The organism is Pseudomonas sp. MF08875 (assembly GCF_059862525.1).
This window is the reverse complement of the sequence record NZ_JCBCUW010000018.1, coordinates 66,979-83,272: the sequence shown is the minus strand read 5'-3', so window position 1 is coordinate 83,272 and position 16,294 is coordinate 66,979. Positions and strand designations below refer to the sequence as shown.

Genomic DNA, 16,294 nt, shown 5'->3' with positions numbered 1-16,294 from the left:
ATAACCAACACCTTCAATCGCTGCGAGCATCGCGGCAAGGAATCCCCATGTCCGCAGTAATGAAGCAGGACGACAACACGCCTGCAATATCGGAGGCAGCACTCGTCGAAGTGCTGAGCAGCAGCCTCTACCCCGGCGCCGAAAAGAACTCAGTCGTGATGGTGTTGGCCTACTGCCAGGCCGCGCATCTGGACCCCATGTTGAAACCGGTGCACATCGTTCCGATCTGGAACTCGAAGACAAAAAAGATGCAGGACACGGTGATGCCTGGCATCGGCCTATACCGCATTCAAGCGGCACGCACCGGCCAGTACGCCGGAATCAGCGAGCCTGAATATGGTCCTCCAGTAACGGCGAAGCTGAGCGGCGTAGAAGTCACGTATCCCGAATGGTGCCGCGTGACCGTCAAGCGGCAGATGAGCAACGGCCTGGTTGCCGAATACACGGCCAATGAGCGCTGGCTTGAAAACTACGCGACATCGAGCAAGGACACCGCGGCGCCCAACGCCATGTGGAAGCGTCGAGCATTTGCCCAGCTCGCAAAATGCGCCGAGGCCCAGGCCCTGCGCAAAGCTTTCCCTGAAGTTGGATCAGCGCCAACGGCCGACGAGATGGAAGGCAAAGCGTTCGAGGAGCCGGCGCGCGATGTCAGCCCACGACAGCAAGCCCAGCCTGAACCGGAATCGCTGCCCGCCTACTCCGACGACCTGCTGGCCGCGAACATCGTGAAGTGGCAGCCATTGATCGACTCGAACCGCACCAGCCCTGAACACCTCATTGCGACCATCAGCAGCAAGTACACGCTGAGCCCGGCGCAGATTGAAAAAATCACCAACCTCAAAGCCCTCGATGGAGAATCAGCATGAAAATTCATAACGTAGCTCAAGGCTCCGCCGAGTGGCTTGCCCTTCGCGCCAAGTTCCGCACCGCCTCCGAAGCCCCGGCAATGATGGGCGCCTCGAAGTACCAAACCCGCACGGACCTGCTGGCAGCCAAAAAGACCGGCATCACGCCGGACATCACGCCCTCTCAGCAGTTTATCTTCGACAAAGGCCACGCTACTGAAGCCCTGGCCCGACCATTGACTGAAGCGTTGATCGGCGAAGAGCTGTATCCAATCGTTGCCACCGAGGGCAACCTGCTGGCCTCCATGGATGGCGCCACGGTGCTCGGCGAGACACTGTTCGAGCACAAACTGTGGAATGAGTCAGTCGTGGCCCAGGTGAAAGCCGGCGACCTTGCTCCGCACTACTACTGGCAGCTTGAGCAGCAACTGCTGGTAAGCGGCGCTGAACGAGTGATCTTTGTTTGCTCGGACGGCACCGCGGAGAACTTCGTGCACATGGAATACCGGCCCGTCGCCGGGCGCGCGGCCCAGTTGATTGAGGGCTGGAAACAGTTCGAGGCAGACCTGGCCAACTTCGAAATGGTCGACGCGCCTTCAATCGTAGTCGGCAAGGCGCCTGATGAGCTGCCAGCCCTGCGTATCGAGCTGACCGGCATGGTCACCGCCAGCAACCTGAAGGTGTTTGAAGGCTCGGCCTTGGCGGTCATCGACACGGTGAAAACCACACTCTCCACCGACCAGGACTTCGCCGACGCCAAGAAGGCGGTCAAGTGGTGCGGTGATGTTGAAGAGGCTGTCGCCATCGCCAAGAAGCAAGCCCTGTCGCAGACCCAAAGCATCGACGAGCTGTTTTCGTCGCTGGATCGCATCAGCGCCCATGCCCGCGAGACACGCCTGAAGGTCGATAAGCTGGTGAAGGCTCAGGAGCTGTTGGTGAAGACCACCATCAAGCAAAAAGCCGAGCTGGCACTGGCGGATCACATCGCCGCAATCAACAAGACCCTTGGCAAGGTCACGCTGCCTTATGTCGTTTCGGACTTCGCCGGTGCCATGAAGAACAAGCGCACCATCGCCAGCCTCCAGGACGCAGTAGATACCGAGCTGGCCCGGGCTAAGATCGATGCAAGTCAGGCAGCGGACAGTATTCGCTTGAACCTGACCAGCCTGGCGGAGCTCGCCGTTGATTACGCCTTCCTGTTCAACGACGTGCAGCAACTGGTGACCAAGGCCAATGATGACCTGGTGACGCTGATAAAATTCCGTATCTCGGAACACCAGAAGGCGGAACAGGATAAGGCCGACGCGAAGCGAATCGCCGACGAACAAGAGGCCCAGCGCCTGGCAGCCATCAAGCCAGATCCGGTCGCGGAGAAAATTTCGACATCAGAGCCCGTCCGCACCGCTCCTGTCCAGACGGCGGCCCCCGTAGCCCAGGCCACAAAGTCAGTAACGAGCCATGCGGTCGAGCAGGTAGCGCTGCAGGCCAGCGTGACGGACTTCGAGGCCCTGGTGAAAGCCGTCGCATACGGTCAGGCGCCGATCACCGTCCTTTTGGTCAACTGGGAAGCGCTCGACGCGATGGTCGCAGAGCAGGGATCAACCTTCAGCATGGCCGGGGTGACACTCGCCAAGGCGGCAGCATGATCAGCAATCTCAAATCAGACATCGAGTTCCGGCGCGAAAAAGCGCTGGAGCTTTCCAGTCAGGTACAACGGCACCTTGCCGCTGGCGGAAAACTCACCATTGGCGATAGTCCGGCAATCAATCCAGACCCGGCGAAGCGATCGGAATTCATCGACCCGACAACCATCCTCAAGCGCCGCAAGCCGCCCATCACCCGGGCCGAGCGCAAGGCGCTTCGCAAACTGGCGGAGGCATTATGAGCAAGCGCAAGCCGCATAACCTGCAAGCCCGCATTGCCCGGTCGTGCCGCTCGCTGCTGGCTTCCAACCATGTCGCGGTGGTCAACATCGATCCCAGCGGCCGCCAGGGCATGATCAACTACAAGTCGCTCAAGAACATCGCTCCGGGGAAGATCGGCCAGGCCGTGTGCGGTATTCCCCACCGCTGGACGATCTACATGAGCGCCATGTGCATTGACGCCCGCGGCGACCGCTACAGCAAGTCGGTGGAACTGGCGCCCGATGGCGTCTACCTCTCCGACCACCTGGAAGACGTGATTGAGCATTGCTACAAGAAGCTGCGAGACGAGGCCAATCAAAGCCAGATGGTGGCTTCTGGCTGGATCGCCATCCCCGAAGCGATGTCACTGGACGAGGCGCACGCAGCGCGGATCTTCGAAGCGGTCGGCGCCTGGCACCAGGTGAAGGTCGATTCATGCGCCGCATAGCCCGAACCCAGCAACGCAAACGTCAAACATGGCTCGCACTGCCGGCCAGCGGAATAGAAGAGGTAGGCCATGGCTGCCGCGCAGAAAGAACGATCGGCAAAGACTGCGGCGAGGCGAAAGACTCGCGGCGAGGAAGAGTTGCGACTCCACACCATGGCCGGCACTCGCCAGGCCTTGGCTGACCTGATGGCCTGGCACGGCATCGAGGAACAGGGCGAGGCCATGACGCTGATGATTCACCACCTGCACGGCCTGGGCCCAGCAGGGTCGGCGCAGTTCCTCTCCCCGCCGCGACACGAATACGTGATACCCGAAAACGTGTCGGCAAAATTGCTGCTCGCCTATAACCGCGAAGCCCTTCGCATCTCCCACGACGAATAGCCCACCCTACTCGCTGCATCCGGTAACCGGAGGACGGCGCCTACCTGAGGAACACCAATGAAAGCCAAGACGATTTCAGTCGAGATTGACGACTTCAAGCTCAAGGGCCCCGCAGAACGCATGGTGCAGTTGTTCGCGCTCGGCATGCTCTCTCAGACACTGCCGCCGGCTGCGAATGTTCAGTCGATTTCGGCGGGCGACATCCCGGCCATCGGCGAGCACTGGCCCGGGGAAGGCGGCATCAACGCCGGCTTCGTCCCTGCCCGCGGCGATGTGCCTGCCCACTACCTGATCCTCGCCACCAAAAGCCTGGGCGAGCTCAAGTGGGGCCGCTACAAAGAAGAGTCGAAAGCCATCAGCAAGTGGGACGGCAAGGCCAATACAGACGCGCTGATCGTGGCAGGTGGCCACCCAGCAGCCGAAGCGGCCCGTGCATACACCGCTGACGGCCATAGCGACTTCGACCTGCCAGCGGCATCCCAGCTCTACCAGATCTGGGCATACGACCTGATTGTCGAGGGTGCCTACTGGTCGAGTTCGCAGCGCTCCGCCTACATCGCATTCTACTTGCACTTCGATGATGGCACTCAGCACACCAACGACAAGCTCAACGAGCTCCACGTCCGCCCCGTCCGCAGGAAATTTATTTAATCCTTCATTCATTGCTTTTGATCGGCCCGAGGCGCACCAGCGCCTTTTTTGTTGCCCACGAAAAGAGGAATCACCATGCCAGTAGCATCCAAAGCAGCACCAGCAACCAACCTCCCCCAGATCGGCGAGGCCTACGGCGGCGGGTTCGTCTCCGGCATCACCGTCGACCTGGAGACGGGCAAGCGTTACCTGAACATCACCGCCGGCGCCGAGCACGAACTGTGCGGCACCTGGGGCAAGCGCGGCGCGCTGATCGAGGGCGCCGACAGCTTCACCAACAGCCGGGCCAACACCGAGGCCATGGCCGCGGCCGGCAGTGAGGTGGCTCAGCAGGTCCTGGGCCTGGTAATCGGCGGCTTCACCGACTGGGCGATCCCCGCGCGGGACGTGCAGGAACTGCAGTATCGCCACTTAAAACCGACCACCGAGGAGAACTGGCAGTACGGACGCAGCGGCGACAACCCCAACAGCGAGCCGGTCGGCCTGCTGTACACCGGTGAATCGCCAACCCAGACCAATGTCGAGGTGTTCCGTGATGGTGGTCCTGAGGCCTTCCAGGGGCGCGCCTACTGGTCGAGTTCGCAGCGCTCCGCCAACTTCGCATTCTACTTGCACTTCGGTGATGGCACTCAGGACGACTACGGCAAGTACGGCGAGCTCCACGTCCGCCCCGTCCGCAGCGAGCTTATTGATTAATTCGCTTATTTAATCCGCCCGCTTGCGGGCGGTTGCTTCTTGGAGCTGTAGCGCAATGGGAATGCACACGGACTTATCGATCTACAAGGCTTCGCTGGGCCTGCTCCAGATGGCCACCAACCTCACCCGCAACATTCCCCGGGATCTAAAGCAGTCTCTCGGGAAGCGCGTCATCGATGAGTGCATTGACGTGCTGATGTTGATTGCCCGGGCCAACTCGACCCGGGACAAGCGTCCACACCTGACCCTGCTGGTCGAGAAGGTCCAGGTGATCGAGTTCCTGATGCGGCTTTTCAAAGAGAGTCGATTCATCAGCGTCCCGCAGCACGCCAATGCAATAGAGGTCACCACCTCGATTGGCAAACAGGCCAACGCCTGGAAACGCTCCACCCCAACCGCGCCCGCCACCTGAGAGTTACGGCTTTCAGGTCTGTGCGAATTGAATCTGGTCGTGCCGCTGACCTCTGGGTCACCGCCATGCGCATCAGAGATACCGCCGGTCTAAAGCGTCCGCGTAGGTCTCGCGCAGTTTCCTTGCTGATCGGCTCTGCCTTCGGCTTGGCGACGTAGATAGCACGATAGGTCGCAGCGCTCCGCCAACAACGCATTCTACTTGCACTTCGATGATGGCAATCAGAACAACAACGACAAGAACAACGAGCTCCACGTCCGCCCCGTCCGCAGATTCGACTGTTGGTCCCTACCCGTTCTGCGATTTGGTCCAGGCCTACTACGACTGCCGGCGCTCCAAGCGCAACAGCGACAGCGCGCTGGCTTTCGAGATGAACCTGGAACAGAACCTGGTAGCGCTTCACAACGACCTGACCGCCGGCACCTACCGGCCAGGCCGATCTATTTGTTTCGTGGTCACCCGACCGAAAGCCCGCGAGGTTTGGGCTGCAGCCTTCCGGGACCGCGTCGTCCACCACCTCATGTACAACCATGTGGCACCGCGCTTCTACGCCAGCTTCATAGCGGACAGTTGCGCATGCATTCCAGGGCGCGGCACGCTCTACGCCGCCGCCCGACTTGAGTCGAAGATTCGGAGCGCCAGCGAGAACTGGTCGAAGCCAGTCTTCTACCTGAAGTGCGACCTAGCTAACTTCTTTGTCGCCATTGATAAGGCGGTGCTGCGCAAACAGCTTGAAGCCAGGATCACCGAACCGTGGTGGCTGACCCTGGCCACGCAAATCCTAATGCACGACCCGCGCGAGGATTACGAGACCCGAAGCCCGGCGCACCTGTTCAACCGGGTGCCACAGCATAAGCGGCTGGTTGCGCAGCCCGCTCACCTCGGTCTGCCGATCGGCAACCTATCCTCGCAGTTCTTCGCCAACATCTACCTCGACGCCCTGGACCAGTTCGCCAAACACCAGCTGCGCGCTAAACACTACATCCGGTACGTCGATGACTTCGTGTTCCTGCATGAGTCACCGCAGCAACTCAACCAGTGGCTGGCAGAGGTTGAAGCGTTCTTGCCCAGGCTTGGCGCCAAGCTGAACCCCACGAAGACGATACTGCAGCCAGTAGATCGCGGCGTCGACTTCGTTGGCCACGTCATCAAGCCCTGGCGGCGTACCACCCGCAAGCGGTCACTTGCCCAGGCACTGAAGCGCACCGCCGCAGCGCCCGCCGAGGATCTGCGCGAGACCGCCAACAGCTACTTCGGCCTTCTCAGTCAGGCCAGCCACAGCGAGAAAGACCGGGCAAAACTCGCTCGCGTTGTGCTGAAGCGTGGCAATAGCGTCAATGCCGAGTTGACGAAGACCTACCAGAGGCGCCGAGGCATTTCGCTCAGTACGTAATCCATGTCAGGGCGACCTGTGAGATGGCAGCGGCTGCCGCAAATCCTGCGGCAAGCTTGTTCCATTTGGTTTGCTCTTCTGCCGTCTTGAGTATGTCAACGGTGCCTTTTTTCGAGACCTTAGTTAACAAAACTCCAGACCAGCTATCAGCAGCTTCGTCGTGCAGTACCGCAACGGTCGCTGACTTTACCCAAAGGCAGCAAGAGCTCAAGGAAAACAAGGCGACAAGAATTGTGAACCCAAGTTTGGCGTAAAGCATTTTGGTGCTCCATGAAATTTAGATCCATTTAACTCAAATCAGACCGCCCTGCCACCACCCACTCTTTAATCCACCGCCCGGGCATGGCCCGGCAAGGACTTCCCATGCCTACAGAAAATAAAGCGGCTCCGTTTCACCGCGAAGATCGTTACAACGTCATCAAATACACGGACCTGGAAAGACTGCCTCATGCCGAGCGACGGGCCGTAAACGGATTTCTGAGGAGGATTCATGAATCCGTATTGAAAGCCGGTGCGCCAGCAAGGCAATCGGTCGTCATCGAATCGGACTGGCCAGAATACGAGCCGGCCTGGCAGATGATCGAGCGCCGCATGGCCGGACAACCACCGGTAACCGCCGCCGAAGAACTCGACGCCGTGTTGCACTGGCGCACCAAGCATTCGCAGGCAATCAAAGAGCGTGACGCCCTGCAACAGCGCCTGACAGCAGCGGATGAGCTGATTGATGATCTGACATCGAAGCCCACGACCACCGACGAAGGGAGTCCACCCATCTACAAGCCGGGTCTCTACGCCGTGCGGCACATCGATAACTGGGATGGCGAACGCGACGTAACGCTGACTTTCGCCATGCTGGACGCCGATGGCAAATGGGCGGACAAAGAAACAGGTGACGCCCTGCTGGCCTATCGCGGTGACAAAATCCTGAGAGCTTGGCCGCTGGATTGCTCCGATGCGCCAGACACGCAAGTGATAGGCGTGCCGCGCAACTGGCTGAAAGACTGGGCACTTGAACTTGTCGAGGCCGCACGGGACGGCGGGCAGATGTCGAATCAAATCGAGCACCTCCTCGAAGTCCACACCAAGCCGTAACCCCTCCCCCTTTAAAGTCAGCCGCTATAGCGGCAAGGACGAAGTCATGCCTGCACAAAAGCCAATCATCATGTTCGACGCCCCAGAAGCAGCCAGCTTGAAAACGGTAACCGGCTGGGTTTCCGCTGATGGCCGATTTTTCGGCGCCGACGAGAACCTTGCCCGCTATTGCGGCGCCACACATCGCCGCTGCGAAGTGAACCCTGAGCACCAAATCTATGAGGTGAACAGTTCCTGCGATGAGTGTCGCCAAGCGCGCCGCCAAGCAAAATTCGCGGCGATGCCGATCAAGGAATGGGCCGGCGAGCCGCTGGTTATCTTCGATGGCGACCAGTACTTCTTCGATGAAGACAGCCTGCGCGACTACCTCATCGACAGCGATATCGATCTGGACGACCTGCAGCTCTGCATCTGCGAACCGAACTACCCCAGTCAAATCGACCCGGCAGACCATTTCTGCGATGACCTGCCGGAAGACGGCGAGATACGCGACGACCAGCTGCTTGCGGCATTCGAACTGCTGAACGAGATGATCCGCCAGTCCGAGCCCTTGTCATGGTCTGAGGGGGAGTTTGCCGCAAAGCTTCCCCAAGCCCTTCTCGCTGAGATCACCGCTTCCAGGGAGGCCCCATGATCCTCGCTCCCCTCCTCATGCTCTGGCTCATCTACAAGGGGCCGAGGCCATGAGTAACAGAATCGTTTGCCAGTTCAGCTGCGGTGCTGCTTCTGCGGTCGCCACCAAACTGGCGCTGGCCGAATATGGCGCAACCCGCGATGTGCAGATAATCAACGCCTTCCTGGCCAATGAGCACGACGACAACCGGCGGTTCGCCCAGGACTGTGAAGTCTGGTTCGGCCAACCTATCACCGTGCTTCGGGATGATAAATACGGGGCCGACGTGCAGAGCGTGTTCCTACGCGAACGATACATGAAGGGCCCTCACGGAGCGCCATGCTCGACGCTGCTTAAGCGCAGGCTGCTCTCCACCTACGAACAGCCTGGTGACGTGATGGTCTTCGGCTACACCGCCGAAGAGACCGATCGGCTGGACGACTTCAGAGAAAGAAACCCAGACCGCCCAGTGATTGCGCCGCTAATAGATCGAGGCCTGGGCAAAGAGGACTGCAAAGCCATCATAGAACGAGCCGGTATCGAACTGCCTGCCATGTATCGCATCGGCTATTACAACGCGAACTGTATTGGCTGCCCAAAAGGCGGCGAAGGGTATTGGCGCGCAATTCGTGAAGACTTTCCAGAGGTGTTCGAGCAGCGGTGTTTGGTCCAGGACGAACTGGGGCCCGGCTCATGGTTTCTTCGCTACCGGTCAGGACCTAGGAAGGATGAGCGATTCCCTTTGCGCGACCTTCCTGTTGGCCCAATCGCGCGCAACGAGAAGCTGCCCAACTGCAGTTTTTTCTGCGAGATGGCCGAAGCCGATATCGCCGCAACAGCCTAACCCCAATCCCCCTACATGCCTGCCGGTGAACGGCGGGCGAGGTATTCCTATGTCAGCAGTTCAGCGATTCCACGAAGCAGCCAACGATGCCCTGGTCAAGCTCAGCGGGTACTGCACGCCGGGCGCCAAGCTTGCCCTGGTCATTGTTACCCCGGGCGAGCCGGAGCGAGACATCATTCTTGAAGATCAGGGCCTGGATAGAAACGAGGTGGTCAGCGCGCTGCGCCGGCGCGGCCTGAGCATCGACGGCGACAACACCTACAAGCGCGATTTGTGCGACGCGATTGTCGGCGCCCTGGCCATGGGCGCCCAGAACGTCAACCCGCCGCCGGCGGATCACTGGGGGCAGCGCTTCTGGGATATCAGCCGGGAGGAGCGTGCGCTGGGCGAAGAGTTGGTCGCGGCGCTGAAACTCACCCGAGAGAACCTGCGCGCCTGCCAGGCAACTATCCATCTGTGCGGTGGTTTCGATCCTGTCTATGTGAATGACGCCCAGGCAGCGATGAAGGTTGCAGACGCCGCAATCGCCAAAGCCACCCGCTAACCCGCCTTTCTACCGCGACGCGCGGCAAGGACACCCCAAACCAATCAATCCACCCGGCGACGGCGTGGCGAGGCATTCCCATGGCCAACACAAAAGCGGCGCAGGTCTTCGAGACCCCGCCACGCTTCATCCGGGCAACTGAAGCCCCTGCATACCTCGGCATGTGCCGGGCTGAATTCAAGAACATCGTCAGGCCCCACGTCCGGGAATTCCCCATTGGAAAGCAGGGTGTTGCGTTCGATCGGCATGAGCTGGACCGGTGGGCAGACGACTACGTCGAGTCCATGGCGATTGAAAAAGCGAGCAATGAGGACAACAATCCGCCCCGCAGTGGGCGCCAAGGAGTTAACAAATGGCGCGAAAAACAATGTCCGGCCTCTACGAGAGGAACGGGATTTGGCACATCGACAAAGTCGTCAGAGGTAGCCGACTTCAAGAAAGCACTGGAACAAGCGAAAGGGAAGAAGCGGAGCAGTACCTAGTTCACCGGCTCGAAAAGCTCAGGCAGGAAAAGGTTTATGGCGTGCGCCAGGTGCGAACCTGGCGCGAGGCAGCCACCCGGTTCCTAGTCGAGTTCAAGGACCAGACTTCAATATCCCTTTCGGCGTTGCACATTGAACAGCTTGACCCGTACATCGGTGACTTGCCGATAACGCACATCGATGACGGGACCCTGGCCCAGTTCATCAAGGACCGGCAGACACCTGGCAAGACGGTAACCGGGAAGGTAAAGCCAGGCGTGTCGAACAGGACGGTGAACATCGCCCTGCAGCGAGTCGTCAGGATCTTGAACCTTTGCCACAGGAAGTGGCGGGATGCGGAGAAACGGCCATGGCTTGAGTCGGTGCCGATGATCCGCATGCTTGACGAGAAGGTGAGCAGCCGCAAGCCTTACCCGCTTTCATGGGAAGAGCAATCCGTGCTGTTCGCCGAGCTACCGGCTCACCTGCAGCGGATGTCCTTGTTCAAGGTGAACACGGGCTGCCGGGAGCAGGAGGTTTGCAAACTGCGTTGGGACTGGGAGATCTACGTGCCCGAGCTTGAAACCAGCGTTTTCCTGGTACCGGCCAATTTTGGTGGTAGGAATGCGTTGTCGGGCGTGAAGAATGGCGAGGACCGCCTGGTGGTGCTGAATGGCGTGGCCAAATCGATCATCGATAAGCAGCGCGGCCAGAGCGAGGAATGGGTTTTTCCTTACGACGGCACAGCAATGCACAGGATGAATGACTCGGCATGGAAGAAGGCGCGCATTCGCGCTGGGAGGATCTGGCAGGAGAAGTACCTCCGGCCGGCGTTACCTGGATTCGTATCGATCCGGGTTCACGACCTGAAGCACACCTTTGGCAGAAGGCTACGCGCAGCAGGCGTGACACTGGAAGATCGAAAGGCATTGCTTGGACACAAGAACGGTAGCATTACGAGCCACTATTCTACCGCAGAGCTAGGGCAACTGATCGATGCGGCAAACAAAGCGTCAACAACCGATTCGCGAGGACCGGCGTTGACCGTGCTCAGGAGAAAAACGGGATGATCCCCCGCAAAAGTCCCTACGCATGAAAAAGCCCAACTCGCGAAAGTTGGGCTAAGTCATTGAATTATATGGTCGGGACGGAGTGATTCGAACACTCGACCCCTAGCACCCCATTCAGTTAATCACTAGACATCCCTAGTTCGCACAACACCTCTATAGAATCCTAAGCCCCAGTAAAATAAGACCTTTCAGCGGTTAACTCTTCCAACAACCGCTATCCTGACCTACCCTTAGCTGACGGATCCGTGGGAGTAAATGTGGGAGTAAATTTCTCAGGAGGTTGATTATGGCCAAGCTCACCGCCAAAGAACTAGAAGCACTCACTGAGCAAGATGTCGGCAGCGTTATACGCGACGAAGGCAGCCTCTCAGGCAGGGTCTCACTCCGCAAAAAAGGTGTCGCCATCCCCTTTTACTTCCAATTTCGTTGGGAAGGTATTTACACCCGCTTTTCCTGCGGTACCTGGCCAAACAAGTCGTTGACCGAAATCCGCAAGGAGCGCAACGAAGCGCGAGACCTCGTAGCCAAAGCGATCAATCCTAATGAAAACAAGCGCGCCGGGAAGGTCAGACAAAAAGCGGAACTGGCTGCTCAACTCGCGGAGGCCGATCGGCAAAAGTCTAAGGAGCTAACGCTGCTGGACCTGGCGGAAGAATGGCTTCGCGATGGTGTGGCACGCAAGGATGGTAATGCCGAGCTACGGAGAAAGTTCGCGAAAGATCTTTACCCCGCCCTTGGCTCAAAAGTCATCAATTCAATCAGTGAGCATGACCTGCGGAACCTGGTGCGGTCCGTAATGGCTCGCGGCGCTACTCGTCAAGCCATCAGTCTTTTTTCGGATTTCGTTCAGATGTTTGGATGGGCCCAAAAACGCCAGCCATGGCGAACGCTGCTGATTGACGGAAACCCAGCAGACTTGGTCGAAATCAACAAACTGGTACCCAGTGACTACCAGGAGGAGCGAACTCGGATCCTCTCCTCTAGCGAACTTCAAGAACTACACCACCGCTTTGAAAAAATGACTGCGGACTACGCAGCACTACCTGCCGGCGAAAAGTACGATGGGATTCGCCCACTCAAACCAGAGTCCCAACTTGCGCTTTGGATCTGTTTGGGAACGCTATGCCGGATCGGTGAACTTCTTCAAGCCGAATGGAAAAACGTAGACCTGGAAAATGGCGTCTGGTTTATTCCCGTGGCAAACGTCAAAGGCAGCCGTGGAAAGAAGCAGGACCACCACGTGTTCCTATCTGCGTTTGTAACCCACTATTTCAGCAAGCTTCGGTTGCTTACGGGACACTCTCAATGGTGCTTCCCCGCAAAGCATCATGATGGTCATGTCGATCTCAAGGTCGTCAGCAAACAGGTGGGAGACCGCCAATCACGCTTCAAAAATCGCAAACCGCTTTCCCGTCGCCGACATGATGACACCCTGGTGCTGTCCGGTGGTGCGAATGGGGAATGGACACCCCATGACTTGAGACGAACAGGAGCAACCATGATGCAAGCCTGGGGCATAAGCCTTGACGTGATAGATCGGTGCCAGAACCATGTGCTCGCAGGTTCTCGGGTCCGCCGGCACTACTTACATCATGATTATGCCGAAGAGAAAAAAGCAGCCTGGAGCCTGCTGAGCGAGAAGCTCACTGAGATCATGATTGACCAGGATGGTTTGTAGGGACTTGAGGCACAATAGAAGGTCATCGCCTCCGCCATCTTTATACGACAAAGCCCTGATTATTCGGGGCTTTGTCGTTTCTGGCTTTCGTAAAAACCTGCCAGCCCACACTTCAGCCCACACCCTGGATGAAGTCTGGCTTTTCGACTAACGGCTAATTTTCGAATGATCTCTCGCCGGCATCTGTAATCCTGAAGAACGGGATTGATACAGCTTTTTCAGAAAGTTCGGCCGGCAACCGGGCCTGACGATCGCCGACCTGTTTACTCACCACCTTGACGTCCACATGTGGACAGGCTTTTGAGCCGAGGTTCTTGCGACGGCTCATAGAACTCAATCCTCATATCGGGTGACCGTCCGCTTCTGGCCATGAACCCATGCGCTTTTCGCTTACTCGTTTAAGTTGTTTGCCATCAATGCTGGTACCCAGTCTTTGCTTCTCCTGATCCTGGTTTCCAGTTCCAGCAGGGCGTTGGCAATACATAGATCGCTATGCGCCAAAGCGGCTCCACCTGTACTCACGGGAGCAACTTGAGCGACTGGCCAGAACTCAGAATAAGTCCATGAGTCAAAGCTGAGGCCACCCTTTAAAACCTACCGGTAAGGCGCAGCCATATACCTGGCAACCAGGTGCATAAATGGTATAGATAGCTCTTGGCGGCTGGTTAAGGATCGCAAGGAGCGCCAGGATAAACAGGCAAAAGCCTACCGTGGTGAAGAGCATTGTTTTTATTTTCATCACTGAGCTCACGCAAGGGTTTGAGGGGCTATTACACAAATCTGCGGAACACAAAAAACCTATCTTTAGAAAGCAGCTCACTTTCTTTTCACGGCAGATCTCAAGACTTGAATGACGTAACTAAGACAGCTATTCGTCCCACTGCTTTTCAAAGAAACGTGCAAGACCCGCGATGGCTTCACGAGCCTCCCCCAGTTGGTCCACCATGCCTTGGAAGACGTGGATCATGCCCGGCCAGACATCCAGCACCACTTTCACATCGGCAGCTGCTAAGCGCGCCGCCAGCTGGGTCGAGTCGTCCAACAGGCACTCGCTACTGCCCACTTGAATCAATACTGGGGCGAGGCCGCGTAGGTCTGCTAGGACGGGCGATGCCAGCGGGTGGCGAGCATCCACACCGTTCAGATAGAGGTCGGCCATCGAAGGGCCTTGGCCGAGGCAGCCTAGCATAGGGTCTACCGCGCGCTTGTCGGCCCAGGATGCGCCACTCTGGGTCATGTCTACCCAGGGTGACATGACTGCCGCAGCAACCGGCTGCGCTAGCCCGGCGTCGCGAATTGCAAGCAGCAGCGCCATGCTTAACCCACCACCAGCACTGTCTCCCGCCACCGCTAGGCACTGCGGATCGATCCCACTGCCAAGCAAGCCGCGATACGCGACCAGGGCGTCGTCTACAGCGGCTGGAAACGGGTGCTCAGGTGCGAGCCGGTAGTCGATGGTGAGCACGCGCGCGTCACAAGCTGCCGCCAAATGGCTGGCCAACGAGCGGTAGGCATTGGCACTTCCGACGGCGTAACCACCGCCATGCAGATAGAGCAATACCCTGCCCGCTTTGACTCGTTGGGGGTGCGCCCACAATCCGGGCACGCCACCTACCTGCGCCGGCTCGAAACTGCAACCTGGGGCGATAGAACCTTGCGATAACAGTTGTTCGGTTAGTTGTCGCTGCTGTTCAATGGGCAGCGTGCCCAGCGGCGGCATTTGTTCCAGCATGGCGACGATCGCCCGCAGTTCCTGTTGGCTCATAGTCTATCTCTCGACGCGAATGACGTTTTACAGTGTGTGAACTGGTTCGGCTGAAACGCCCAGGCACAGGTATTTGATTTCCAAGTAATCCTCGATGCCGTACTTCGAGCCCTCACGGCCAAGACCCGACGCCTTGATGCCGCCAAACGGTGCGACTTCGTTGGAGATCAGGCCGGTGTTGATATCCACCATGGCGTATTCCAGCGCTTCGGCTACACGGAACACACGACCCAGGTCGCGGCATAGAAGTACGAAGCCAGGCCGAACTCGGTGTCGTTCGCCTGGGCGAAGACATCGGCTTCATCTTTGAAGCGGAACAGCGGCGCCAGTGAGCCCAAAGTTTCTTCTTTGGCGACGGCGGCGTTTTTTCGGTACGTCGACCAGAATGGTCGGTTCGAAGAAGCTGCCACCCAGGCTGTGGGACTTCCCGCCGAGGACGATTTTGGCGCCTTTGCTCAGGGCGCCGGCAATGTGCTCTTCAACCTTGTCCACGGCCTTGTTGTCGATCAGCGGGCCGGTGGTGGTGCCGTCTTCCAGACCATTGCCGATCCTCAGCTTGGCGACGGCCAAACGCGTCGTACACGCTGTCTTGAATGTACAGACGGTTGGCGCAGACGCAGGTCTGGCCGTTGTTGCGGTATTTGGAGATCAGCGCGCCTCGACGGCGGCGTCAAGGTCCGCATCGTCGAACACAATGAACGGCGCGTTGCCGCCCAGCTCCAGCGAAATCTTCCTGATGTCATGGGTGCACTCGCCATCAGCTGACGACCGATTTCGGTCGAGCCGGTGAACGACAATTTGTGCACGATCGGATTGCTGGTCAACTCACTGCCGATGTTGCCGGCGCTACCGGTAGCCACGCTGAACACGCCTTTCGGAATGCCCGCACGCTGGGCCAGTTCAGTCAGGGCCAAAGCGGAGTAAGGGGTTTGGCTGGCAGGCTTGAGCACCATGGTGCAGCCAGCGGCCAGGGCCGGGCCGGCTTTACGGGTAATCATCGCCACCGGGAAGCTCCACGGGGTGATTGCGGCAGTTACACCGATAGGCTGCTTGAGCACAATAAGGCGCTTGTCCGGCTGATGGCCCGGAATCACATCGACATACGCGCGCTTGGCTTCTTCAGCGAACCACTCCAGGAAGGAGTCGGCGTAAGCGATTTCGCACTTGGCTTCGGCCAATGGCTTGCCCTGCTCGAGGGTCATCAGGCTACCGAGGTCGTCCTGGTTTCCGACCATCAACTCAAACCAGCAACGTAGCTTGTTCACGCGCTCTTTGGCGGTCAGAGAGCGCCAGCCCGGTAGGGCCTTTTCAGCGGCTTCGATGGCGCGCTTGGTTTCAGCGCCGGCCATTTTCGGCACGGTGCCGAGACTCTCGTTGGAAGCCGGGTGATTGACCTTGATGGTCTGGCTGCTGTCCGCGTCTACCCATGCACCGTCGATAAAGGCCAGCTGACGAAATAGTGAGGCGTCTTGCAATTGCATTGGTCACTCCAACGAG

At 58.5% G+C, this 16,294-nt stretch carries 18 protein-coding genes and 1 pseudogene; 15 read left to right on the top strand and 4 right to left on the bottom strand.

The window, feature by feature from the left end:
- Positions 1 to 59 precede the first annotated feature (59 nt).
- The 9 genes from bet (at position 60) to AC19YT_RS12860 (ending at position 6,730) form a co-directional block, all read left to right on the top strand.
- Complete coding sequence (gene bet / locus AC19YT_RS12900) at positions 60 to 866, top strand: phage recombination protein Bet (protein WP_500610429.1); 807 nt, start codon at positions 60 to 62, stop codon at positions 864 to 866.
- The gene (locus AC19YT_RS12895; RefSeq protein ID WP_500610389.1) at positions 863 to 2,491 is read left to right on the top strand and encodes a YqaJ viral recombinase family protein; all 1,629 of its coding nucleotides are present in this window, start codon (positions 863 to 865) and stop codon (positions 2,489 to 2,491) included. Before bet ends, AC19YT_RS12895 begins: the two co-directional genes overlap by 4 nt.
- Positions 2,488 to 2,730, top strand: coding sequence for a hypothetical protein (locus tag AC19YT_RS12890; RefSeq protein WP_095110525.1), 243 nt, complete (start codon positions 2,488 to 2,490; stop codon positions 2,728 to 2,730). The genes AC19YT_RS12895 and AC19YT_RS12890 overlap by 4 nt, the downstream gene beginning before the upstream one ends.
- Entirely contained in the window at positions 2,727 to 3,197 is a 471-nt protein-coding gene (locus AC19YT_RS12885) for a hypothetical protein (protein ID WP_500610388.1), read from the top strand. The genes AC19YT_RS12890 and AC19YT_RS12885 overlap by 4 nt, the downstream gene beginning before the upstream one ends.
- A gap of 69 nt (positions 3,198 to 3,266) precedes the next feature.
- Complete coding sequence (locus tag AC19YT_RS12880; RefSeq protein ID WP_095110524.1) at positions 3,267 to 3,578, top strand: hypothetical protein; 312 nt, start codon at positions 3,267 to 3,269, stop codon at positions 3,576 to 3,578.
- Positions 3,579 to 3,635: 57 nt separating this feature from the next.
- Positions 3,636 to 4,229 carry a DUF1566 domain-containing protein gene (locus tag AC19YT_RS12875; protein WP_500610387.1) on the top strand — a complete coding sequence of 198 codons (594 nt, stop codon included), beginning with the start codon at positions 3,636 to 3,638 and terminating at the stop codon, positions 4,227 to 4,229.
- Positions 4,230 to 4,304: 75 nt separating this feature from the next.
- Positions 4,305 to 4,925, top strand: coding sequence for an Lcl C-terminal domain-containing protein (locus AC19YT_RS12870; protein ID WP_500610386.1), 621 nt, complete (start codon positions 4,305 to 4,307; stop codon positions 4,923 to 4,925).
- A 55-nt stretch (positions 4,926 to 4,980) separates the two neighbouring features.
- Positions 4,981 to 5,337, top strand: a complete 357-nt coding sequence (locus tag AC19YT_RS12865) for a four helix bundle protein (RefSeq protein WP_500610385.1) — start codon at positions 4,981 to 4,983, stop codon at positions 5,335 to 5,337.
- 211 nt (positions 5,338 to 5,548) lie between these two features.
- Positions 5,549 to 6,730: an RNA-directed DNA polymerase gene (locus AC19YT_RS12860; protein WP_500610384.1), complete on the top strand. Its 1,182-nt coding sequence runs from the start codon at positions 5,549 to 5,551 to the stop codon at positions 6,728 to 6,730.
- Here AC19YT_RS12860 and AC19YT_RS12855 read toward each other — a convergent pair.
- On the bottom strand, positions 6,720 to 6,989 hold the full coding sequence (locus AC19YT_RS12855) for a hypothetical protein (protein ID WP_500610383.1): 270 nt from the start codon (positions 6,987 to 6,989) through the stop codon (positions 6,720 to 6,722). The genes AC19YT_RS12860 and AC19YT_RS12855 overlap by 11 nt on opposite strands.
- A 104-nt stretch (positions 6,990 to 7,093) precedes the next feature.
- On the opposite strand from AC19YT_RS12855, the gene AC19YT_RS12850 reads away from it, so the two are divergent.
- The 6 genes from AC19YT_RS12850 (at position 7,094) to AC19YT_RS12825 (ending at position 13,032) form a co-directional block, all read left to right on the top strand.
- Positions 7,094 to 7,822 (top strand): hypothetical protein, encoded by a 729-nt coding sequence (locus tag AC19YT_RS12850; RefSeq protein WP_500610382.1) that lies wholly within the window; start codon positions 7,094 to 7,096, stop codon positions 7,820 to 7,822.
- A 46-nt stretch (positions 7,823 to 7,868) separates the two neighbouring features.
- Positions 7,869 to 8,456, top strand: coding sequence for a hypothetical protein (locus AC19YT_RS12845; RefSeq protein WP_500610381.1), 588 nt, complete (start codon positions 7,869 to 7,871; stop codon positions 8,454 to 8,456).
- Between the two features lie 49 nt (positions 8,457 to 8,505).
- Positions 8,506 to 9,279 carry a hypothetical protein gene (locus AC19YT_RS12840; protein ID WP_500610380.1) on the top strand — a complete coding sequence of 258 codons (774 nt, stop codon included), beginning with the start codon at positions 8,506 to 8,508 and terminating at the stop codon, positions 9,277 to 9,279.
- A 49-nt stretch (positions 9,280 to 9,328) separates the two neighbouring features.
- Complete coding sequence (locus tag AC19YT_RS12835) at positions 9,329 to 9,823, top strand: hypothetical protein (protein ID WP_500610379.1); 495 nt, start codon at positions 9,329 to 9,331, stop codon at positions 9,821 to 9,823.
- A 352-nt stretch (positions 9,824 to 10,175) separates the two neighbouring features.
- A complete protein-coding gene (locus AC19YT_RS12830; RefSeq protein ID WP_308447964.1) occupies positions 10,176 to 11,354 on the top strand; it encodes a tyrosine-type recombinase/integrase in 1,179 nt (392 codons plus the stop codon).
- A 286-nt stretch (positions 11,355 to 11,640) separates the two neighbouring features.
- Positions 11,641 to 13,032, top strand: a complete 1,392-nt coding sequence (locus tag AC19YT_RS12825; RefSeq protein ID WP_500610378.1) for a tyrosine-type recombinase/integrase — start codon at positions 11,641 to 11,643, stop codon at positions 13,030 to 13,032.
- Between the two features lie 154 nt (positions 13,033 to 13,186).
- On the opposite strand, the gene AC19YT_RS12820 is transcribed toward AC19YT_RS12825, so the two are convergent.
- From AC19YT_RS12820 to gabD, 3 genes and pseudogenes are all read right to left on the bottom strand, one after another.
- The gene (locus tag AC19YT_RS12820) at positions 13,187 to 13,360 is read right to left on the bottom strand and encodes a hypothetical protein (protein WP_500610377.1); all 174 of its coding nucleotides are present in this window, start codon (positions 13,358 to 13,360) and stop codon (positions 13,187 to 13,189) included.
- A 540-nt stretch (positions 13,361 to 13,900) separates the two neighbouring features.
- A complete protein-coding gene (locus AC19YT_RS12815; RefSeq protein ID WP_500610376.1) occupies positions 13,901 to 14,797 on the bottom strand; it encodes an alpha/beta hydrolase in 897 nt (298 codons plus the stop codon).
- Positions 14,798 to 14,824: 27 nt separating this feature from the next.
- Positions 14,825 to 16,278, bottom strand: a pseudogene (gabD, locus tag AC19YT_RS12810) (NADP-dependent succinate-semialdehyde dehydrogenase).
- Between the last annotated feature and the right edge of the window lie 16 nt (positions 16,279 to 16,294).